Raw genomic sequence first — 19,188 nt, 5'->3', positions numbered from 1 at the left:
CCCGGCCCGGCATTCCGGGCCCGGGTCGCACTGATTACTTTGAGGGGTGAGGCTGGGCCGCCGGGCGGGCCTTCAGGTTCTTATCGGCTTTATAGCGCAATGCCACATCTGGCACGCTGCCGCTTTTGCCGGTCTCAATCCAGCTGCGGATCCGGCTGGCATCGGCAAAGTGGGTGTATTTGCCGAATGCATCCAGAATCACCAGCGAAACCGGGCGGTTGCCCATTTCTGTCACCAGCACCAGACAGTGCCCTGCCTGATTGGTGAAGCCGGTCTTGGTGATCTTGATATTCCACTTGTCCTTGTTGACCAGGTGGTCGGTGTTGCGAAAGCCCAAGGTGTAGTTGGGTTTGCGAAAGGCGACGGTTGTTTCTTTGGTGGTGCTCAATTGGCTCAGCATCGGGTATTGACGGGCGGCTGCCAGCAACTTGCTCAAGTCACGGGCCGTCGAGACGTTATGCATCGACAAGCCGGTCGGTTCCACATAGCGGGTGTGCATCATGCCCAGGCTTTTGGCTTTGGCATTCATGGCGGCAATAAACGCCACGTAACCGCCGGGGTAATGGTGTGCAAGGGTGGCCGCGGCGCGGTTTTCTGAGGACATGAGGGTAATCAGCATCATGTCGTGGCGCGTCAGTTCGCTGCCGAGTTTGACGCGGGAAAATACGCCTTTCATCTCGGGGGTGTCGCTGATGTTGACCGCGATGTATTCATTCATCGGCAACTTGGCATCCAGCACCACCATGGCGGTCATCAATTTGGACACCGAGGCGATCGGCACCACGACGTCAGGGTTACTGGCGTAAATGACTTTGTTGGTTTGCAGATCAACCAGCATCGCGCTGCCTGACGCGAGATGCAGTTGTGAGGTGTCGCGCGGGGCAGAGGTGCTTTCAGTCGCTGCGGCGATTGAGGGAGCGGCGGCGCCTGTGAGGACTAAAAACAGGCCAAGAATCGAAAGATGACTTTTCACGCAGATTGACTCGAAAAGAAGTGGGAGGTGACTGGCTGCATCGCGATGCATTACACATCGAGTTACATTTGTTGAGTATGTATCAATAACCGCAGAAATGCCTGAGGTCGCAGGCAGTTACAGCGTCTTTTTCACGTAATTCGTCTGATTAAGCCTCGTCAGCGACAAAGGCGATCCGTTAGGCCGGGGCGATGCCCCAAGGGGCACAGACTCACGTCTGACCCCAGGCCGAAGGAACTGTCTTAGTGTGCGAGGCTGGCGTGGAGGCCGAGGTAATTGTGTAAAATGCCCGCCCTTTGAAATAACCGGCCCCACCGATGACCCCTGAAGCGTTTTCCATCCTCGACTCGCATCTGTTGACCGCCCTGCAAAGCCCCCCCGAAGAGACCCGCCGTCTGTTTCACGGGCGAGGTCGCTGCTGGCCGGGGCTGGAGCAATTGACTGTGGATTGGCTGCAAGGCGTGGTACTGGTCTCGCTGTTCAAGGAGCCTGATGCCGCTGCGCTGCAAGCCCTAAAAGCCCTGTTGATCAACTTGGCGCAGACGCCGGTATGGCAAGCCAGCGGGGCGCACACCTTGGTGTTGCAGCATCGCTATACCCTGCAAAGCGACACCGAATGGCTGGTGGGCGAAGCCATTGACGAGTGGACGCTGACCGAAGGTGGGCTGCGCTACCGCGTGGATTTGGGGCGTAAGCAGAACAATGGCCTGTTTCTCGACATGCGCTACGGCCGCGAGTGGGTCAAAGCCCACGCCCAAGGCAAGCGGGTGCTGAATTTGTTTGCCTACACCTGCGGGTTTTCAGTGGCTGCCATCGAGGGCGGCGCCGAGCATGTGGTCAACCTCGACATGTCGCGCGCGGCGCTGAGCCGGGGCCGAGATAACCATCGCCTCAATAGCCACGACATGAGCAAGGTCACGTTTCTGGGGCATGAGTTGTTCAAGTCCTGGGGCAAGGTCAAAAGTACCGGCCCTTATGACTTGGTCATCATTGACCCGCCATCCTTCCAGAAAGGCAGTTTTCTGCTGACCAAGGATTACCAGCGGGTGGTGCGCCGTTTGCCAGAGTTGTTGAGTGAAAACGGTTTAGTGCTGGCGTGCATGAATGACCCGTCGCTGGGGTCGGACTTTTTGATAGGCGGCGTGACCGAGCATGCGCCGGGGTTGCGCTTTGAGCAGCGACTGGCCAACCCGCCCGAATTTCCGGATGCCGACCCCGAATGCGGATTGAAAGCGCTGGTGTTCAGGCAGGGCGTTTGAAAGGCAAAAAAAAGCCCGCAGGGGTAGGCGGGCAAGGGTTCATTGAATGAGCAAGGGCCACTATACAAGCTGCGGTACGCGGGCTGAGTGAAACATAATTCATCTGCAGCGCCGGTTTGATCGGGATCAAACCGGCGTTTTGTTTTATTTGGTACGCGACGATTCAAACAGGAACCACACGCGACGTTCCGCTTCATCGATCCAGTTTTCCAGCAGGCTGGTCGTCGCGACGTCGCCCAGCTCCGAACACATGCTGTGGGTTTCACGCATGTAAGCCGCCAGTTGGATATTGTCTTCACGCAACTCGGCCAGCATGTCTTCCGGGGTCACGAAATCGGCGTCGTTATCGAGCAGGCGTTGCAGCTTCTTGATGTGGCCGATCGAACGAAGGGTGGTGCGACCCAGCTTGCGCACACGTTCGGCGATCGCATCGGTGGTGGCAAAAATCTGATCGGATTGCTCATCCAGCAGCAGGTGGAAATCGCGGAAGTGCGGACCCGACATGTGCCAATGGAAATTCTTGGTTTTCATGTAAATGGCGAAGGTATCGGCCAGCAGCGCGTTCACTTCGGCTGCAATGTTGATGCAGGCTTCATCGCTCAGCGCCGAAGGTGTCCGCAGATCGGCCTTTCTGGTTTCCTTGGCGGATTTCAGGTCTTTCATGATGGTTCCTCGTGGAAGCTGTGGGCGGGAGATAACGGATAACGATTCCGGCTGACTAAAGACCAGGATTGACCTTTCGTCAAACTGTCGTGGCCGTACCGCTACGTCGTTTGAGCGGTCCGGGCGCGCATTGAGCAAGATTGTTCAAGACTTTGCGTGGCGTTGTTGCGACCCTTTGCCGCTGCTGACCATCAGGATGTTTTAAATGCCCCATTCGCTTCCAAGAGCCGCCTTCATACGCGGTGTGATTGCTTGTCTGCCATTGACGCTTGCCTGTGCGCCGTGGGGGCTGCTGGCGGGGTCAACCGCCATCGATGCGCAACTGACCCCCGCCCAAAGCCAAGGGCTGTCGGTGCTGGTGTTCGCCGGCGCCGCGCAACTGGTGGCCATTGGCATGATCAAGGGTGGCGCCAGCGTGTTGTCGATCCTGCTGACGACTTTATTGCTGACGTCTCAACACCTGCTGTACGCCATGCATTTGCGCCCCGTGGTTTCACCGCTGCCCGCCAGGTGGCGGTTCGGTCTGGGCTTTTTACTCACCGATGAGTTTTTTGCATTGGTCAGCAATCAGGATCGCAAGACGTTTAACCGCTGGTATGCGTTGGGTGTCGGGCTGTGCATGTACATCGGCTGGAACCTGTTCACCCTGATGGGTGTGGTCCTCGGCAAAAGCATTCCGGGCCTGGACCAGTTGGGGCTGGAGTTCTCGATTGCCGCGACGTTCATTGCCCTGATTACGCCCGTGGTGCGCAATGTCCCGACGATCATTTGCGTGGCCGTTTCACTGGTGAGCGTGGTGCTGTTCAGTTATTGGCAGTGGGAGTCGGCGATCGTGCTGGCGGGGCTGGCCGGGATGGCGGCCGGTTACTTGAGCAAGCGAGCAGGGGTGTTTTTCGAATGATGTGGGTGATTATTGTCGGGATGGCGCTGATTTTGTTTTTCAACCGCTATCTGTTTCTGGAGCCGCGGCTGCCTATCCGTCTGAATAGAGGTGTGAAGGAGTTTTTAGGCTTCGCTGTGCCGGGGATGCTGACGGCCATTTGCGGGCCGATTATTTTCGTCAAGGACCGAGCGCTCAATCTCAGCCTCGACAACCCGTACCTGCTGGCCGGGTTGTGTGCAATCGGGCTGATGGTCTGGAGTCGCAACGTGTTGCTCAGTGTCGTGTCCAGTGTGGCGTTGTTTTATCTGTTTCGCTGGTGGCTTTGACTTGAGCGGCGGCCCGAGAAGTAAACGGGCCGCTGACCGGCACCCCGTCGATCACCACATACCAGCAGGCCAACAAGCCGTCAGCGCGCAGTGGAGCAGGCACTGCGCTGCCCACCATCGACATGACATGAACCTTGGACATACACACCTCCTTCAATCAATGAAGCCACCTTACGGCGTGCGCCGCAGCACAAAAAGTCATTGCGCGTGATAGTCGCCATCGACAGGGATTAGGTTAGTGCGTGCGCCAGGTTAATCCACTACCAGGTCCAGCATATGCATGACCTCTTGCTCATTGAGCATGCCTTTGTCGACCAGGTGCTGGGCCAGCAGTGAAACCAGCTTGGCAGAGCGGTGCCCTTCAAGCTGCTTGAGTTCTGTGAGGGCTTCGTAAACCTTGCTTGAGGTGCAGAGGTCAGCCCGGCGATGAGGGTGTTGAGTCGGCATGAGGGTCGTCCTTGTTTTTATAGGTGTGCGGCGATTGAAACGCGCTGCGCCCGGCGAGTCCTGACAGGCTGCCGGGCGCATTGGCGTCCAATCATGCCGCAAACACGTTACATTTTGTGTTTCACCTGCGACATTCACATCATCTATTCAGACCAGCCTTTACCAGCGTGGCGGCCCGTAATACCCCCGGGGCGGTCCGTATGGCACAGGGTGTGGTCGACCGTAATAGCCCTGGTAGTAAACCGGCTGGGGCGCCGGGACGTAGACCGGTTGTGGCGGGTAGTACGCGGGCGGGGCCTGCACATAGACCGGTTGCGGCTGAGCATAGACCGGTTGTTGCACATAGACCGGGCGCTGATCGTGATGGGCGATCACCGAACCGATGATCGCGCCACCCACCACCGCACCGAACACGGCCGGTCCCGGGCCCCAGCCACCGTGGGCAGATGCCTGGCCCGCGACGGCCAGTGCGCCGATCAGCAACGCGACTTTAGGGATGTTGCGCATCATGACGTTCCTCGAATAGCAGCCCCGGCAGTTCAGCCTGACACAGGCCACAAAAAGGGTGCGGGGATAACACTCAGACCGCGTTTTTCAAAAAAACTGCGGCGCCTCTTGGTAAATGTTGTGTAAGGTCGTCGGCGGCTGACTCGTTTCAGCGTGGCCGGCCCGGACACGACTAATCAGCCCCCTTGAAGCGGCCGCAGCCGTCTATCTGAACGCTTTTCTCAGGAGATGAACATGCAGATGAACCCGAACAAAGACACCCGGTTATGCATTTCACTGTCGGGCCGCCCCGGCAATTTTGGACTGCGGTTTCATAATCATCTCTATGAGCAATTGGGGCTTAATTTCTACTACAAAGCCTTCACCACACAGGATCTGCCGGGCGCGGTGACCGGTATACGGGCATTGGGCATACGCGGATGTGGCGTTTCAATGCCATTCAAAGAGGCGTGTATTGCGTTGGTGGATGAGATGGACGCATCGGCCAAGGCCATTGACTCGATCAACACCCTGGTCAACACCGACGGCCATTTGAAGGCCTATAACACGGACTACATTGCCATCGCGCAGTTGCTGGAGCGCCATAACATCAGCCAAGACACAACATTCGCCTTGCATGGCAGTGGCGGCATGGCCAAAGCCGTGGCATCCACCCTGCGCGACGGCGGCTACAAACACGGTGTGATCGTGGCCCGCAATCAAGCGTCCGGCTCGGCTTTGGCCCGGCATTGTGGCTATGAATGGCAAGCGCAGTTGGGGCCCGCCCGGCCTCAAATGCTGATCAATGTCACCCCCATCGGTATGAGCGGCGGGGCAGAAGCCGATGATCTGGCGTTTGAAGAGGATGCGATCAATCAGGCGGCGGTCATTTTCGATGTGGTGGCAATCCCGTCAAAGACGCCGCTGATTGTTCGCGGTCGCGCCTTGGGCAAGCAGGTCATTACCGGGCTTGAGGTCATCGCCATTCAGGCGCTTGAACAATTCGTGCTCTACACCGGCGTACGCCCGACCCCCGAGCAGTTCCGGGCCGCCGTGACGTTTGCCCGGGGCTGAACGCAAAGCCGGGCGATTGATGGTGCCCGGCGATCAGGTTATTCGAGTGCGGCCAGCCGCGCTTCCAGTGCTGCCACCCGAGCTTCCAGGGCTTCAAAGCGTTCCACGGACAGGCCTGAAGCGCTGCCTCGCTCAGATGGCTGCTGGCGCGCAGCCAGGATGGCGTCCATGTCGTCCGGGTCACCCAGCGCATGCATGTAGCGGTCTTCACGCTGACCGCTCTGACGGGGCAGCAACAATGCCAGATCACGGGCGATCAGGCGTTCCAGCAGATGCTGCACTTGATCGGCGTCTTCAAAGTCGTGCATGCGCGCGCTGCGGGTCAGCAGCTCATTGAGGGTTTGCGGGCCACGCAGGAACAACAACCCCATCAACACCACCTGCGCCGGCACCAGCTCCAGCACTTTATCGACCCGGTGCTCCCAGCGATCTGCGCGACTGCCCATGACCAAGCGCGTAAAGCCTCGCCCCTCAAGTGCCCGCAGGCTTTGCCCGACCTGGCCGGGGCTGAGGTTCATTACCGGCTCGCGGCTGGTCTTTTGATTGCAAGCCAACACCAGCGCATTCAGCGTCAGCGGGTACGTGTCGGGGTGGGTGGCCTGTTTTTCGATCAAGGCGCCGAGGATGCGAATTTCCGTGCTGTTGAGACGGGCTTCGACGTCGGTCTCGTGTTCGCTGTTCATCACGTTTTCCCTGTGCGTTGGAAGGCGGCTAGCCTAGGGGCTGTCCCCGTTCCATTGCAAGCCGCGTCGCAGCGGCGATGCAACGGGAACAGCCCCTAAAACCAATGGCTGTGCAAAGACAAGCCGCTTTAGCGCAGCGACGTGTCTATAATCGGCGCTCATTCATTGTGCCCACCGACTGTCGAGACCCTCATGACTCTCTCTCTCTACGCAGCGTCCATTCCCGTGTTCAAACAAATGCTCAACGCCATGAGCGGTGTGCTGACCAAAGCAGAAGCGCACGCCACGGCCAAGAACATTGACCCCAGTGTGTTCCTGCAAGCGCGTCTGGCGCCGGACATGTTCCCGTTGGTGCGTCAGGTGCAAATTGCAGTGGATTTTGCTAAAGGCGTTTCGGGGCGCCTGGCCGAAGTTGAACTGCCCAAATATGACGACAACGAAGCCACCTTTGCCGAACTGCAAGCGCTGATCAGCAAGGTGCTGGCATTTGTGGACACCCTCAAGCCGGAGCAGGTGGATGGCAAGGAAGGGATTGAAATCGTGACCCGCCCGGGAACGCCCAAAGAGAAGCGCTTCACCGGCCAGGCCTATTTGCTCACTTACGGTTTGCCGCAGTTTTTCTTCCACGTCACCACCACCTACGCGATTTTGCGCCATAACGGCGTTGAAATCGGCAAGCGCGATTACATGGGTGCGTTCTGATTCAGCGATGAATGCGCACTGAAACGTGCAGCGACAGTGTTCAAGCGCCGCCTGCGGGCAGCGCTTGACGAGTGTGCAAAGGCGTGGCGTCAGACGGCTTTGTCTTCTTTCGCCATGCAGGCGGCGGCGGTAAACAGCACATCGGTGGACGAGTTGAGGGCGGTTTCGGCCGAATCCTGCAGGATGCCGATGATGAAGCCCACGGCGACGACCTGCATGGCAATTTCACTGGGAATGCCAAACAGGCTGCACGCCAGCGGGATCAGCAGCAACGAACCGCCTGCTACGCCCGATGCGCCACAGGCGCAAACAGCCGCTACCACACTCAGCAAAATGGCTGTAGGCAGGTCGACTTGGATGCCCAGTGTGTGCACGGCTGCCAGGCTCAACACGGTAATGGTGATGGCCGCACCGGCCATGTTGATGGTGGCGCCCAGCGGGATCGACACGGAATAGGTGTCTTCGTGCAGGCCCAGTTTCTCGCTCAAGGCCATGTTGACCGGGATATTGGCGGCCGAACTGCGGGTGAAAAAGGCAGTGATACCGCTTTCACGCAGGCACAGAAACACCAGTGGGAACGGGTTGCGGCGCAGCTTCCAGAACACGATCAGCGGATTGACCACCAACGCCACAAACAGCATGCAGCCGATCAGCACGACGAGCAGGTGCAAATAGCCCAGCAGGGCATTAAACCCCGAAGAAGCCAGGGTCGAGGCCACCAGCCCGAAGATGCCAAGCGGTGCGAAACGGATCACCACGCGCACGATCAGGGTGACACCGTTGGACAGGTCATTGAGCACGGTGCGGGTGGTTTCGCCGGCATGACGAATGGCAATCCCCATGCCAATGGCCCACGCCAGGATACCGATGAAGTTGGCGTTCATCAGGGCACTGACCGGGTTGTCTACGACACTCAACAACAAGCTTTGCAAGACTTCGTTGATGCCGCCGGGTGCAGAAATCGCCACGTCGTGGGTAGACAGCACCAGATTGGACGGGAACAGCATGCTGGCGACCACAGCGACGACCGCGGCTGCAAACGTGCCAAACAGATACAGCACCAGGATGGGACGGATGTGGGTTTCCTGACCATGCTTGTGGTTGGCGATCGAAGCCATGACCAGCACAAACACCAGAATGGGGGCTACTGCTTTCAAGGCGCTGACAAAAATCTTGCCGATAAAGCCTACGGTCAGCGCCGCCGACGGGGCGAGCCAGGCCAGCAGAATCCCGGCAATCAGGCCGATCACGATCTGGGTCACCAGGCTGGTGCGTTTGAGCCGGTGCAGCAGGGAAGGTGAAGCGTCAGTCATAGGGGACTCTCTAGTTGTTGTGGGTGCCGCAATCAATGATCGTGTGCGAACAAAAATGTCAGATGTTTCCCACAGATCTCAGGGGGCGAAAAGTGCGCAGCAGATAATAGCCGTGTCTATTGGATACGTCTGTGTGACTAAAACCATGGCGGGGCGCGGACTTTATCATAGGGCTGCGGGAACTTTCCTGCTCAAGGGCAATCTGTCACAGCTGAACCCGTGTCAGGGCCGTGGATTCGGCCGAAGCGTGCTGCGAATCATTCTGTTACCATTGCGTCATCCACTCTTATTCAAATCAGCGGGCCACTTGGCTTTCGCTGGCCTTGCCGTCTCTGGAGTTATCCATGCTGTTGCCCATCCTGCTGCTGTCTGCGGCCGGTTTTACCGTGCTCACGACCGAGTTCATCATCGTCGGCTTGCTGCCCTCTATTGCGCGGGACCTTGATGTCAGCGTGCCCCAGGCCGGGCTGCTGGTGACGTTGTTCGCCTTTACGGTGGCGGCGCTCGGCCCTTTTTTGACCGCCTATTTCGCCAGGTTCGAGCGTAAACGTCTGTTTATAGGCATTTTGTTGATGTTCGCCTTTGCCAACACGGTGGCCGCATTGGCGCCGACTATTTGGGTGATGGCATTTGCGCGTCTGTTGCCTGCCTTGGGCTTACCGGTGTTTTGGGCGCTGGCCAGTGAAACGGCGGTCGACATCGTGGGCCCTGACTATGCGGGGCGTGCGATCGCTAAAATCGGTTTCGGTATTGTGTGTGCGACGGTGTTCGGTATCCCGGTAGGTACGTTGATTTCGGATGCGTGGGGTTGGCGCAGTGCGTTCGGCATCCTTGCGGTGGTGGCGCTGGCCAAGGCTTTGCTGTTGTGGATCTACCTGCCTTCAACGCGGGTGGTTAAAGCCGCCGTCACGTTGCGCTCTCAATTCGCCATGCTGCGTAGCCCGTTGATGATCGGTCACGTTGTCTTGTCGGTCCTGGTGTTCAGCGGCATGTTCACGGCCTACACCTATCTGGCGGATATTCTCGAGCGCCTGGCAGGCTTTGATGGCACGTTGGTGGGCTGGTGTCTCATGGGGTTCGGTGCGGTCGGGCTGATCGGCAATTCGTTGGGCGGTCGCATGGTGGATCGTCATCCGCTGATCGCCTCGATGGTGTTCTGCGCCTTCATGATTGGCGGCATGGTGGCGCTGGTGCCGAGCATTCATTCCACGCTGGGGCTGGCGGCGGCCTTGGGCGTCTGGGGCGTGACGCAAGCTGCGCTGTTTCTGGTCAGCCATGTGCGCCTGATGAAAGTGGCGCCGCACGCCCCGGCCTTTGCAGCCTCGCTGAACATCGCTGGGGCGAACCTGGGCATCGGGCTGGGCGCCATGGTTGGCGGCCGGGTTATCGACCACTACGGCCTGGGCAGCCTTGGTTTCGCGGCCGCGGGCTTTATTGTGGTGTCGATCCTGCTCGCATTGATGCTCATGACCTCTAAAAAGCGCGAGATTTGCGCCTAGGCGCTGTACGAAATGGATGTGTGCATCGCTGATGCAGCGTTGAAAACAGTGCGTACAGACCCTAATCGCCAAGATCGGTGAACAGCTCGCGTCGCGCACCTTCGGTAATCGCAACGATACCGGGGTGCTTGATCTTGCGTTCCACGGTGATGGCGTAAAACGATTCGGTCACGGCGTGGGTCTGGCCGATCAGTTCCACGTCAAACTGGCGGATCACTTCATCCGCGATCACGCTGGGGGCGATAAACACGCCCGTACCCGACTGTCCGAAGGCTTGCATCAGGGCGCTGTCGTCAAATTCGCCGACGATGCGCGGCTGAATGTGTTGTTCAGCCAGCCAGCGCAACAGCCGGCTGCGCAACACGGTTTCGGGGCCCGGAATCAGCAGCGGGGCGCCCTGCAGGCAGTGGGGGAAGTTGTGCGAATAGTCTTTGGCCAGCAGGGCTGTGGCAAAAAAACTGATGCCACATTCACCCAGCTTCTGACTCAAGCCTTTAATGTCGAGGTGTGAAGGCATGGGGCTGTCGGAAATCACCAGATCCAGCCGCTGAATCGCCAGGTCCGCGAGCAAACGATCAAGTTTGTCTTCGCGACACGTGATGCGGATCGGCGCCTCCAGCGCCATGGTTGGCGCAATCAGCCGGTACACAATCGATTTGGGCACGACATCCGCCACCCCCACGCGGAACAAAATCTGTTGCTCCTTGGGTGACATGCGCAGCATGCATTCCAACTCACTGCCCAACTGAAACATCTGTTCAGCATAGGGCAGTACCTGTCGGCCGGTTTCGGTCAATTCCAGTTGTCGGCCGACCCGCCTAAACAAAGGCAGGCCATAAGTTTGCTCAAGCAGGCTGATTTGGCCGCTGATGGTCTGGGGGGTGAGGTTGAGTTGCTCGCAGGCGCGCACAATGCTGCCGGTTTTAGCAACCACCCAAAAGTAGTGCAGCTGTCGATAATTCAGCATTAGCCCGATAACACTTCGTAAAAAGCGAAGTATACGCCTTAAAAAAACGAATTTTACTGAACTGTTGGCCTGTCTAGACTCTCGCGTTATTCGCGTGCGCTGGCCGTGACCAATGATTGAGAGAGGAAAGGCAAGATGACGATGAGAAAACGGGGCGTTGCTACACTGCTTGCGACAGCGGTTTTGTTGATGAGCGGTTGCGATCAGGCCGAGAAAGCCGCGCAGCAGATGCTCAGTAAAACGGCCGAGAGCGCCAAGCAGGCCATCGACGATACGCATAAAGCCGCAGAACAGGCGCTCAATGAGGCGACGGGGTATAAGCCCGCCGAGCCGGACGCAGCACCCAAAGACAATAAAGATTCCTCGCAAGCCATTTAATTCGCCCTACATCTGAGTCCGAACGCACCTATGGATTACCTTTTACAACTGGCTGCCAGCCCAACTGCCTGGATCGCACTGGCCACGCTGATCGTGATGGAGATCGTGCTGGGGATCGATAATTTGATCTTCATCTCGATCCTCACCAACAAATTGCCTGAGCAATATCGCACCAAGGCCCGCCGAATCGGTATCGGCATGGCGTTGATCCTGCGCCTGGGCTTGCTGGGCACCATTGCTTACATCGTGCAACTGACCACGCCGGTGTTCGAGGTTTTAGGCAAGGCCTTCTCCTGGAAGGACATGATCCTGATTGCGGGCGGCCTGTTCCTGGTGTGGAAAGCCACCAGTGAAATCCATCACAGCATGAGCCCGCACGCCGAAGGTGAGACCCAGAGCACGCCATCGGGCGTGTCATTGGGGTTCGCTGCCGCGATCGGGCAGATTTTAATGCTGGACCTGGTGTTCTCGATTGACAGCATCATTACCGCCGTGGGGATGACCGAGCATTTGCCGATCATGGTCATTGCCGTCGTGGTGGCGGTGTTGGTGATGTTGCTGGCATCGGAGCCTTTGGCCAAGTTCATCAACGAAAATCCGACCGTGGTCATGCTGGCGTTGGCCTTCTTGATCATGATTGGTATGACGCTGATTGCAGAAGGCTTTGGCGCCCATGTGCCTAAAGGCTACGTGTATGCGGCGATGGCGTTCTCGGCCACGGTCGAAACACTCAACATACTGGCTCGAAGAGTCCGGGAAAAACGCCAGGCGGCGTTGCAGAAGTAATCACTGACGAAGCTCAAAAAAACCGTTCACTTTCACAGGCTGAGCGGTTTTTTGTTAATGGACGCTTGCTGCTTTGACGGCGGGTTTGGCGCCCAGTACTTTTTTGGGCTCAACGCGGGGTTGCGGATGATGGTGACGACGGCTGATACGCATCACACCCCACAGCATGGCGGCGGCGACCGCCAACCAGCCACTGAACAGTAGAAAGAGAGTTAATGCCGGGCTCATCAGTGCCTCCTTTGCCTCAATGGGGCATACACACATGACAAGTGACAGTCTAGCCGCTGATGTGTTTCAAGCTATTGACCAAAGGTCGTGGATGTTCAACTGATTGGCTCTAAATCACGCGGTTTACTGGGTACTAAGGCTATACCTGATCTCGCGCGAGCCTTAAGATCGGCACCCATGCCGGGCTGACAGTCTGGAACCATTCAAGGCGAGGGTGCATGCAGGGAATGAAGGGTATGAGAGTGGCGCGAATTGTCTGGGCGGCGGTTATGGTCTTGTCTGTGGCGAGTTGTGCCAGCGTTCAGCGACCTGAGGTTCGCCAGCTGCCAGAGCGGGTTGAACTCAACGGCGTGCCATTTTTCCGCGGCAATGCGCATCAAAGCGGGCCGCACGTCTTGGCCAGCATGTTCAATGAACAGCGGATCGGCACCACGCCTGGTCTGTTGACCAAGCCTCTGAAGTTGCCGCAAGCAGAGCAGGCCTTGCAAGGCAATATGCAAGCATTGGCCGAGCAATACGGGTTGATGGTATATCCGCTGGACCCCTCGCTATCAGCGGTGCTGACGCAGGTGGCGGCGGGCTATCCGGTCATGGTCCGCATCGCCGATGGGGTTGTCTGGTCCACGCCTCGCTACGCCATGGTGGTGGGGTATGACCGTCACAAACAGACTGTACTGTTGCGTGCCGGCATGGAAAGGCGGCGCCCGATGAGCTTCAATGCCTTTGAGTCGGCCTGGAAGGAGGAGGGGAGTTGGGCGGTGCTGATACTTTCACCTGGTCAGTTACCTGCCCGGGTCGACAAAGCGCGTTGGCTAAAGGCTGCCGAGGCGCTGGCACGTGCCGGGCAAGAGCAGGCAAGCGCCAAAGCGATTCAAACGCTGGAAGCGCAACAGTAGTCAGGATTAAAAAAACGGCGCCGAGAGCGCCGTTTTCGATGAAGCGTCCGATCAGAAGCCCAATTTGTCGCGCAGGCTGTAGTACCAGGCACCTAGCGCTGTCAGCGGAGTGCGTAGCAATTGACCGCCCGGGAACGGGTAGTGGGGCAGACCGGCGAACGCATCGAAGCGCTCGGCCTGACCGCGCAAGGCTTCGGCCAGCACTTTTCCCGCAAGGTGGGTGTAGGTCACGCCATGACCGCTGCAGCCCTGCGAGTAATAAATGTTGTCACCGATGCGTCCTACCTGCGGGAGGCGGGACAGCGTCAGCAGGAAGTTACCGGTCCAGGCGTAGTCAATCTTGACGTCTTTTAATTGCGGGAATGCCTTGAGCATTTTTGGCCGGATGATCGCTTCAATATTCGCCGGGTCACGAGCCCCATACACCACGCCGCCGCCGAAGATCAGGCGCTTGTCACCGGACAAGCGATAGTAGTCCAGCAAATAATTGCAATCTTCGACGCAGTAATCCTGAGGCAACAGCGTCTTGGCCAGATCGTCCGCAAGGGGTTCTGTGGTAATGACTTGAGTGCCGCACGGCATCGATTTGGCAGCCAGTTCAGGCACCAGATTGCCCAGATAGGCATTACCGGCCACGATGATGAACTTGGCCCTGACTTTGCCTTGCGGGGTATGCACCACCGGGTTGGCGCCGCGCTCAATGCGCACGGCAGGCGATTGCTCATAGACAATGCCGCCCAGTGATTCAACCGCTGCTGCTTCACCCAGTGCCAGATTGAGCGGGTGGATATGGCCACCGCTCATGTCCAGTAAGCCGCCCTGATATTGATCGCACGCGACGACCTCGCGTATCCGGCGCTGATCCAGGAGTTCCAGCTGATTATTGCCATAGCGCTCCCAGAGTTTCTTCTGGGCTTCCAGATGACCCATTTGCTTACGGGTGATCGCAGCGAAGACCCCGCCGTCTTTGAGGTCGCATTGAATCTGATACGTGGCGACGCGATCACGAATAATTTTGCCGCCTTCAAATGCCATCTGACCTAACAACTGGGCTTGCTTGGCGCCGACTGAGCGCTCAATCACATCAATATCGCGGCTATAACTGTTAACGATTTGCCCGCCATTACGACCGGAAGCGCCAAACCCCACTTTGGCTGCCTCCAGCACCGTGACCTTGAAACCGTTCTCCAGCAAAAACAGCGCACTCGATAACCCGGTATACCCGGCACCAATCACACAAACATCCGTCTCGACCTCGCCTTGCAGGGCGGGGCGTTCAGGTGCCGGGTTCGCCGAAGCCGCGTAATACGACTGGGGATAAGGAGTGTTCGCCATTCTGCAACCTCTGTTTTATATTTTTTACGAGTGCGGTCGATGCTACCTGAGTTGAAATCCCCCCGCCAGCTACCCGGAGGCGCGTATTTCTGCGCTTCAAATAAAAAATTCGACAATTCATAGAGTTACCTGCAAAAAAGGTGTTGACACACCTCCGTAAATCTATAGAATGCGACCCCACAGCAGGCACGTAGCTCAGTTGGTTAGAGCACCACCTTGACATGGTGGGGGTCGTTGGTTCGAGTCCAATCGCGCCTACCAAACAAAATCCGCTCTGCTGGGCGGTCTAGAAGGGCTCACCGAAAGGTGGGCCCTTTTTTGTTGTCTTGAATTTCATGCAGAACGTTCACAAAATATCGGGTTCGTTCACACGGGGCAATGTGAATGCCGAAAATGGCTCGATTTCGGATAGGATTTTTCTACGAGTAGCTGGACGGTATTGTCGGAGGTGTTGGGCGTATGCTGTGTGTGGTAGCTAGCCGCAGCGAGAACATTGCGCGCTGGGGTATGGCTGGCGGGGCTGTCTTCGTTACATAAGTCATTGACTCTGAAAGAGTTTTTAGGTCAAAAATCTCGAAGTACGACAGCGTTTAGTGACACCTAAGTGGTGCATCATAAGCTGCATGCTAGTGCGTCTGTTTCAGCTATATCACTCGATCCTGCTTAGATGGCTGTTAACTTTTTTCGCCTTGTTGGGCGCTGTGGTTGCGTCAGCAGCAATTACCAGATGCCTCTTGCCTCTGCCTTAACGCTTGAGGGAGGCGTCACTGGTCGACATACAGGCCGCTAAAATCTCCCTTCCATCATAGCAAGTGTCCTTGTGCAGCAATCGCCGTGGCGGAGCCTATCCAGCAGTGCCGGGGTGAGTCCAGCAAGATGTTAGATGTCAATATGGCATCATTAGGGTTTTTTATGTAAGCATGGGCACACACTGACCTTTCGTGAGCTTGGGGGGTCTACTACTATCGAGGATTAAGGACTAAAATGCCTCCTATCAAGTTGTTCATAAGTTATAGTTGGGATAGTGAAGAGCACCAAAACTGGGTTTTGGGCCTTGCTACAGATTTAGATGAGTATGAAGAGCTTCACGTAACTTATGATAGGTTTGATTTGGATAACTTCTCCGATAAAAATTTATTTATGGAGAAGGCAGTCCAAGAATCCGATGTGATATTAGTAGTGTGTACTGAGAAGTACAGAGAAAAGGCCGACAGTAGGACTGGCGGCGTTGGAATTGAAACGACCTTAGCCACGATTCGGCATTGGGAGGAGTCAGAAGGGGGGGCGGCGAGCAATCTTTTGGTGGTTTCTCGCGAGAGAAACAGCACGCCGTTCTACTTGAAGGGGAAGTTTAGAGTCGACTTTCACGTGGATGACTTATACCAAAAGAGTTTGAGTTATTTAATTAAGGCTGTTACACGCCAAGCAAAAACTAAACGCCCAGAAAAGAGGAAAAGTATAGAGAGTGGTAGTGCTAATTATACTTTCACGAGAGTTGAAGATATATTACGGCTTAAATACCCCAAGCGACAAGGGTTGATTAGTGCGGCTGATGGAACCGATTTCTCTAACGGCAATAGAGTGAAATTTGAGCTTTGGGAGGTTCGCAATCCATTTGTATCTCACTTCTTGATTCTTTATCCAAATATAACTATTGCTCATACCATTAATAGGTTTTGTTTGCTTGTTAAAGAGAAGGGTATAAAGGTTAAGGATTTAACTCTGTTGCGCCCTGCGAAGGGCGTTGAAAGCCTTGTGCAAAGAACTATTGATACGGCTGGGCTTTCAATAAATGTGGTGGAGTTAACATATTCTGAATTTATCTGGGAGTACTGTATTGATGAGGGTTTGCGTAATTCGTCATCTGTAAGGCCAAATAAATTCTATACGGATCAAGCCTTGCTTCACATGACGGGCGATGACGTGAAAACGAAGAGTGATTCGGCTGTTGGTTTTCTGATTGATCGCCTAACAAAAGAAACAGCGTCATCAGGGCAGCTCGTTATTGCCACCGGAGGGATGGGCAAGAGCACTCTGTGTCACGAACTGGCTATCGCTTTGAATAAGAAGCTTGCCGGTGAAAGCTCTGTAATATTAATCAAGGCCGAATCGCTACGGAATAATTTTTCCAGTGATTTTGTAGCAAACATTGAAGTTAAAGGCTTGTATGATTTGTACGATCTACATGCCCAAGTTAACAAGCTTGAGGTGGTTTACGATAGAAATCAATTTGAGTTATGCTTGCTCTGCGGAAGACTTGTAGTAATTATTGATGGTCTGGATGAGTTTGCATCGATATTGCAAGATCGCTTCTCAGTAGTCGATTTTTTAATATCTATACATGACGCTCATCAGCAGATGGGGCGAAGTCAGGTTATATTAACATCAAGGAATATGAACTTCATAAACGATGTGGCATTAGATGATGTTGGGATTCAATGCCATGAGTTGCTCGGTTTTGATGAGGGCTCTCGTGCGAAGTATATTAGGAAGCGGTTTTCTAAGTACGATAAAGTGGAAGAGGTAACTGGGCTTTTTGATAGATATATCTATCAGCTTGAGCGCTTTGGGGAGCATGAAAGTCGTATAGTGCCTTTCTTTGTTGATATTGTTTCTACAATATTCGAGGAGCAGCTTGATGAGCAGGGAAAAATATCATTTGAGATCTCGGCAGAAGATAAAGACTATGCTTGTAATTCGGCCCTGACAGATTTAATAGTTTTTTCCGTCCTGCGGCGTGAGAAAACGAGGCATGATATAGAGCTCGAGACAAAAGAGTTCATTGATCTTTTCTCAGAGTTGGCTGTTGAGCATGGCGAAACGATGCCGGCAGAAAAGCTCCGTGAAAAATTAACTATTTATCACGATGATAGTGCTGATGTTTTGTATTCGAAAGTTGTTATTAATCCGCTGCTGGTTCAGGAAGGGACGCAACTTCGCTTTCGTTATCACTTTCTTAATGAATACTTTAAATCGCTTTATGTCATAGCCGGAATTCTGCGTAAGTCACTGAGTAAGGTTATGGTTCAATGTCTTGCGAGTACTAAGGATGTAGGTCAATCGGCCTCGTCAGATGTAGTTAGCTATTTCTCTCAAGAACCTTCTGATACTCTTCATTCGGCAGTGAAAGATATGTTGAAGAGCGCGAAAATTTTAATGGCTCGTGATGGATTAGAGCCAAGAGAGGGGGAGGCTTTAAAAAAGGCCGTGGGAGCTTTGCTGGGTATTTACTCACGATGCAGCCAGGGTGCAAGAGGGGAGTTGTCACGCTGTATAAGGGATCTTTATCAAATATCCCCGGACTTGGATGTTGAAGGAAAAATCGAGGGATTATATATTTATGGCGATTTCCCATCTTTGGATTTTTCCAATCTGCAAGTTTGGGGGAGTGGTTTTTATAATTATGAGAATTTTATCACGTCAAAATTTTCGGGCACGAAATTTTACTATAGTGAGTTTTCAAATACCGGCGGTTCATATGCATCTGAAAGCTTTGATCCGGCAATGTTCGATAGTACATGTAAGCTTGGCGATTTGACGGATACTGTGGCTCTTATTGAGAGTTCCGAGAAAAGTAATAAGGCTCTCTGTGAGTCGGAGTTGAAAAAGTTTCTGAGGAGCTTTCATCGAGGTGATGATTTCATAGATCAAAAAATTATGTACATGCAGTTTTCTGGTAAAGTGGAAAAGATGGGGAAGAGAGGGTTTAATAGTTTTCTTAAAATTGGATTGCTAGAGTTTCTCTCAGAGAAACGTGGTGAAAAATTTTACGTTGTCGCTGAATCTTATAAAGATAGTGTTCACAGATTTTTAAACGATAATTATATTGATGGCAGAATGAAGCTGATCGTAGATCATCTCAGATCCTGAAGGATGGTTCTGCGAGACGGGCCATGGATAATATGCCTCTTCTGCTGCTAGGTTTACTACTTGGTAAGTTGAAGTGGTGTATAAAGGTCTTTGTCCCGTCAAATACTTTATGCCGCTATCAAGCGAGTCGTTCATCGGGACGAATGGCGAAAAGTGGGTCCAATTATCCGGCACCTTCATCTGATCTATCCTCAAGTAGATGGTGCATTGGAGGATTCATCGCGGTGTAATCGCCGTGTGCGAAAACAACATGGTGATTCCAGTAGATAATCTTTTATCTGATGACTGCTCTCCAGCGAATTTCCAGTCCCGCCAAAATTTTAGATTTACTTCGATAGTCGATAGGTTTTTTCGATTGGAAAAATAATCTGGTGGTTTTGCCCTAGGTGCTTAACCAAGCACAAGGAGGGCTAATGAGGG

The 19,188-nt window shown here is 54.7% G+C and carries 20 protein-coding genes and 1 tRNA gene; 11 read left to right on the top strand and 10 right to left on the bottom strand.

Going from position 1 to position 19,188, the window contains the following annotated elements; translation table 11 throughout:
* Positions 1-34: 34 nt before the first annotated feature.
* Positions 35-973 carry a D-alanyl-D-alanine endopeptidase gene (pbpG, locus tag TU74_RS09275; protein WP_048376201.1) on the bottom strand — a complete coding sequence of 313 codons (939 nt, stop codon included), beginning with the start codon at positions 971-973 and terminating at the stop codon, positions 35-37.
* A gap of 317 nt (positions 974-1,290) precedes the next feature.
* Between pbpG and TU74_RS09270 the strand changes: the two genes are divergently transcribed.
* The gene (locus TU74_RS09270; RefSeq protein WP_047291273.1) at positions 1,291-2,232 is read left to right on the top strand and encodes a class I SAM-dependent methyltransferase; all 942 of its coding nucleotides are present in this window, start codon (positions 1,291-1,293) and stop codon (positions 2,230-2,232) included.
* 144 nt (positions 2,233-2,376) lie between these two features.
* Here the strand turns inward: TU74_RS09270 and TU74_RS09265 are convergent, their stop codons facing one another.
* Positions 2,377-2,895 (bottom strand): Dps family protein, encoded by a 519-nt coding sequence (locus TU74_RS09265; protein WP_047275027.1) that lies wholly within the window; start codon positions 2,893-2,895, stop codon positions 2,377-2,379.
* A 205-nt stretch (positions 2,896-3,100) separates the two neighbouring features.
* Between TU74_RS09265 and TU74_RS09260 the strand changes: the two genes are divergently transcribed.
* Entirely contained in the window at positions 3,101-3,796 is a 696-nt protein-coding gene (locus TU74_RS09260) for an AzlC family ABC transporter permease (RefSeq protein WP_048376166.1), read from the top strand.
* On the top strand, positions 3,793-4,104 hold the full coding sequence (locus TU74_RS09255) for an AzlD domain-containing protein (protein ID WP_047275023.1): 312 nt from the start codon (positions 3,793-3,795) through the stop codon (positions 4,102-4,104). The genes TU74_RS09260 and TU74_RS09255 overlap by 4 nt, the downstream gene beginning before the upstream one ends.
* Here TU74_RS09255 and TU74_RS23405 read toward each other — a convergent pair.
* The 3 genes from TU74_RS23405 to TU74_RS09245 all read right to left on the bottom strand — a co-directional run bounded on the left by TU74_RS23405 (position 4,052) and on the right by TU74_RS09245 (position 5,061).
* Complete coding sequence (locus TU74_RS23405; RefSeq protein WP_080960211.1) at positions 4,052-4,246, bottom strand: hypothetical protein; 195 nt, start codon at positions 4,244-4,246, stop codon at positions 4,052-4,054. The two genes, TU74_RS09255 and TU74_RS23405, sit on opposite strands and share 53 nt — an antisense overlap.
* A 110-nt stretch (positions 4,247-4,356) precedes the next feature.
* Positions 4,357-4,551 carry a hypothetical protein gene (locus TU74_RS09250; protein WP_047275021.1) on the bottom strand — a complete coding sequence of 65 codons (195 nt, stop codon included), beginning with the start codon at positions 4,549-4,551 and terminating at the stop codon, positions 4,357-4,359.
* A gap of 159 nt (positions 4,552-4,710) precedes the next feature.
* Positions 4,711-5,061: a hypothetical protein gene (locus tag TU74_RS09245; protein ID WP_048376163.1), complete on the bottom strand. Its 351-nt coding sequence runs from the start codon at positions 5,059-5,061 to the stop codon at positions 4,711-4,713.
* A 231-nt stretch (positions 5,062-5,292) separates the two neighbouring features.
* On the opposite strand from TU74_RS09245, the gene TU74_RS09240 reads away from it, so the two are divergent.
* On the top strand, positions 5,293-6,111 hold the full coding sequence (locus TU74_RS09240; protein ID WP_048376162.1) for a shikimate 5-dehydrogenase: 819 nt from the start codon (positions 5,293-5,295) through the stop codon (positions 6,109-6,111).
* Between the two features lie 38 nt (positions 6,112-6,149).
* Here the strand turns inward: TU74_RS09240 and TU74_RS09235 are convergent, their stop codons facing one another.
* Positions 6,150-6,794 (bottom strand): YceH family protein, encoded by a 645-nt coding sequence (locus TU74_RS09235; protein ID WP_048376160.1) that lies wholly within the window; start codon positions 6,792-6,794, stop codon positions 6,150-6,152.
* Positions 6,795-6,986: 192 nt separating this feature from the next.
* Between TU74_RS09235 and TU74_RS09230 the strand changes: the two genes are divergently transcribed.
* Complete coding sequence (locus TU74_RS09230) at positions 6,987-7,496, top strand: DUF1993 domain-containing protein (RefSeq protein ID WP_047291280.1); 510 nt, start codon at positions 6,987-6,989, stop codon at positions 7,494-7,496.
* Between the two features lie 89 nt (positions 7,497-7,585).
* Here the strand turns inward: TU74_RS09230 and sstT are convergent, their stop codons facing one another.
* Positions 7,586-8,809: a serine/threonine transporter SstT gene (sstT, locus tag TU74_RS09225; protein ID WP_047277448.1), complete on the bottom strand. Its 1,224-nt coding sequence runs from the start codon at positions 8,807-8,809 to the stop codon at positions 7,586-7,588.
* A 344-nt stretch (positions 8,810-9,153) separates the two neighbouring features.
* Between sstT and TU74_RS09220 the strand changes: the two genes are divergently transcribed.
* Positions 9,154-10,308: an MFS transporter gene (locus TU74_RS09220; protein WP_047277447.1), complete on the top strand. Its 1,155-nt coding sequence runs from the start codon at positions 9,154-9,156 to the stop codon at positions 10,306-10,308.
* A gap of 61 nt (positions 10,309-10,369) precedes the next feature.
* Here the strand turns inward: TU74_RS09220 and nhaR are convergent, their stop codons facing one another.
* Positions 10,370-11,275, bottom strand: coding sequence for a transcriptional activator NhaR (gene nhaR, locus TU74_RS09215; RefSeq protein ID WP_047275006.1), 906 nt, complete (start codon positions 11,273-11,275; stop codon positions 10,370-10,372).
* 135 nt (positions 11,276-11,410) lie between these two features.
* Here nhaR and TU74_RS09210 point away from each other — a divergent pair, with 135 nt between their 5' ends.
* Both TU74_RS09210 and TU74_RS09205 read left to right on the top strand, forming a co-directional pair.
* A complete protein-coding gene (locus TU74_RS09210; RefSeq protein ID WP_047275004.1) occupies positions 11,411-11,653 on the top strand; it encodes a hypothetical protein in 243 nt (80 codons plus the stop codon).
* 30 nt (positions 11,654-11,683) lie between these two features.
* Positions 11,684-12,439 (top strand): TerC family protein, encoded by a 756-nt coding sequence (locus tag TU74_RS09205; RefSeq protein WP_047277445.1) that lies wholly within the window; start codon positions 11,684-11,686, stop codon positions 12,437-12,439.
* Positions 12,440-12,493: 54 nt separating this feature from the next.
* Here TU74_RS09205 and TU74_RS24445 read toward each other — a convergent pair whose 3' ends face one another.
* Positions 12,494-12,667: a hypothetical protein gene (locus TU74_RS24445; RefSeq protein WP_164488087.1), complete on the bottom strand. Its 174-nt coding sequence runs from the start codon at positions 12,665-12,667 to the stop codon at positions 12,494-12,496.
* Between the two features lie 227 nt (positions 12,668-12,894).
* On the opposite strand from TU74_RS24445, the gene TU74_RS09200 reads away from it, so the two are divergent.
* Entirely contained in the window at positions 12,895-13,563 is a 669-nt protein-coding gene (locus tag TU74_RS09200) for a peptidase C39 family protein (protein ID WP_371264330.1), read from the top strand.
* Positions 13,564-13,614: 51 nt separating this feature from the next.
* Here the strand turns inward: TU74_RS09200 and TU74_RS09195 are convergent, their stop codons facing one another.
* Complete coding sequence (locus tag TU74_RS09195; RefSeq protein ID WP_048376156.1) at positions 13,615-14,898, bottom strand: NAD(P)/FAD-dependent oxidoreductase; 1,284 nt, start codon at positions 14,896-14,898, stop codon at positions 13,615-13,617.
* A 184-nt stretch (positions 14,899-15,082) separates the two neighbouring features.
* Here TU74_RS09195 and TU74_RS09190 point away from each other — a divergent pair.
* Together TU74_RS09190 and TU74_RS23115 are read left to right on the top strand one after the other, a co-directional pair.
* A tRNA-Val gene (locus TU74_RS09190) sits at positions 15,083-15,159 on the top strand.
* A 723-nt stretch (positions 15,160-15,882) separates the two neighbouring features.
* Positions 15,883-18,768 (top strand): SEFIR domain-containing protein, encoded by a 2,886-nt coding sequence (locus tag TU74_RS23115; RefSeq protein WP_053069990.1) that lies wholly within the window; start codon positions 15,883-15,885, stop codon positions 18,766-18,768.
* Positions 18,769-19,188: the final 420 nt, after the last annotated feature.

It is taken from the genome of Pseudomonas lundensis (genome assembly GCF_001042985.1).
GTDB lineage: Bacteria > Pseudomonadota > Gammaproteobacteria > Pseudomonadales > Pseudomonadaceae > Aquipseudomonas > Aquipseudomonas lundensis.
This window is presented reverse-complemented; position numbering and strand designations above follow the sequence as displayed.

What these genes read in the sequence shown, in the direction of transcription:
- TU74_RS09260 (WP_048376166.1), top strand. Translation starts at nt 3,101, where the DNA reads ATGCCCCATTCGCTTCCAAGAGCCGCCTTCATACGCGGTGTGATTGCT.
- TU74_RS09230 (WP_047291280.1), top strand. Translation starts at nt 6,987, where the DNA reads ATGACTCTCTCTCTCTACGCAGCGTCCATTCCCGTGTTCAAACAAATG.
- TU74_RS09255 (WP_047275023.1), top strand. Translation starts at nt 3,793, where the DNA reads ATGATGTGGGTGATTATTGTCGGGATGGCGCTGATTTTGTTTTTCAAC.
- TU74_RS09200 (WP_371264330.1), top strand. Translation starts at nt 12,895, where the DNA reads ATGAAGGGTATGAGAGTGGCGCGAATTGTCTGGGCGGCGGTTATGGTC.
- TU74_RS09270 (WP_047291273.1), top strand. Translation starts at nt 1,291, where the DNA reads ATGACCCCTGAAGCGTTTTCCATCCTCGACTCGCATCTGTTGACCGCC.
- TU74_RS09210 (WP_047275004.1), top strand. Translation starts at nt 11,411, where the DNA reads ATGACGATGAGAAAACGGGGCGTTGCTACACTGCTTGCGACAGCGGTT.
- TU74_RS09205 (WP_047277445.1), top strand. Translation starts at nt 11,684, where the DNA reads ATGGATTACCTTTTACAACTGGCTGCCAGCCCAACTGCCTGGATCGCA.
- TU74_RS09220 (WP_047277447.1), top strand. Translation starts at nt 9,154, where the DNA reads ATGCTGTTGCCCATCCTGCTGCTGTCTGCGGCCGGTTTTACCGTGCTC.
- TU74_RS09245 (WP_048376163.1), bottom strand. Translation starts at nt 5,061, where the DNA reads ATGATGCGCAACATCCCTAAAGTCGCGTTGCTGATCGGCGCACTGGCC.
- TU74_RS23405 (WP_080960211.1), bottom strand. Translation starts at nt 4,246, where the DNA reads ATGTCCAAGGTTCATGTCATGTCGATGGTGGGCAGCGCAGTGCCTGCT.
- sstT (WP_047277448.1), bottom strand. Translation starts at nt 8,809, where the DNA reads ATGACTGACGCTTCACCTTCCCTGCTGCACCGGCTCAAACGCACCAGC.
- TU74_RS09235 (WP_048376160.1), bottom strand. Translation starts at nt 6,794, where the DNA reads ATGAACAGCGAACACGAGACCGACGTCGAAGCCCGTCTCAACAGCACG.
- TU74_RS09195 (WP_048376156.1), bottom strand. Translation starts at nt 14,898, where the DNA reads ATGGCGAACACTCCTTATCCCCAGTCGTATTACGCGGCTTCGGCGAAC.
- TU74_RS24445 (WP_164488087.1), bottom strand. Translation starts at nt 12,667, where the DNA reads ATGAGCCCGGCATTAACTCTCTTTCTACTGTTCAGTGGCTGGTTGGCG.
- nhaR (WP_047275006.1), bottom strand. Translation starts at nt 11,275, where the DNA reads ATGCTGAATTATCGACAGCTGCACTACTTTTGGGTGGTTGCTAAAACC.
- TU74_RS09265 (WP_047275027.1), bottom strand. Translation starts at nt 2,895, where the DNA reads ATGAAAGACCTGAAATCCGCCAAGGAAACCAGAAAGGCCGATCTGCGG.
- TU74_RS09250 (WP_047275021.1), bottom strand. Translation starts at nt 4,551, where the DNA reads ATGCCGACTCAACACCCTCATCGCCGGGCTGACCTCTGCACCTCAAGC.
- TU74_RS09240 (WP_048376162.1), top strand. Translation starts at nt 5,293, where the DNA reads ATGCAGATGAACCCGAACAAAGACACCCGGTTATGCATTTCACTGTCG.
- TU74_RS23115 (WP_053069990.1), top strand. Translation starts at nt 15,883, where the DNA reads ATGCCTCCTATCAAGTTGTTCATAAGTTATAGTTGGGATAGTGAAGAG.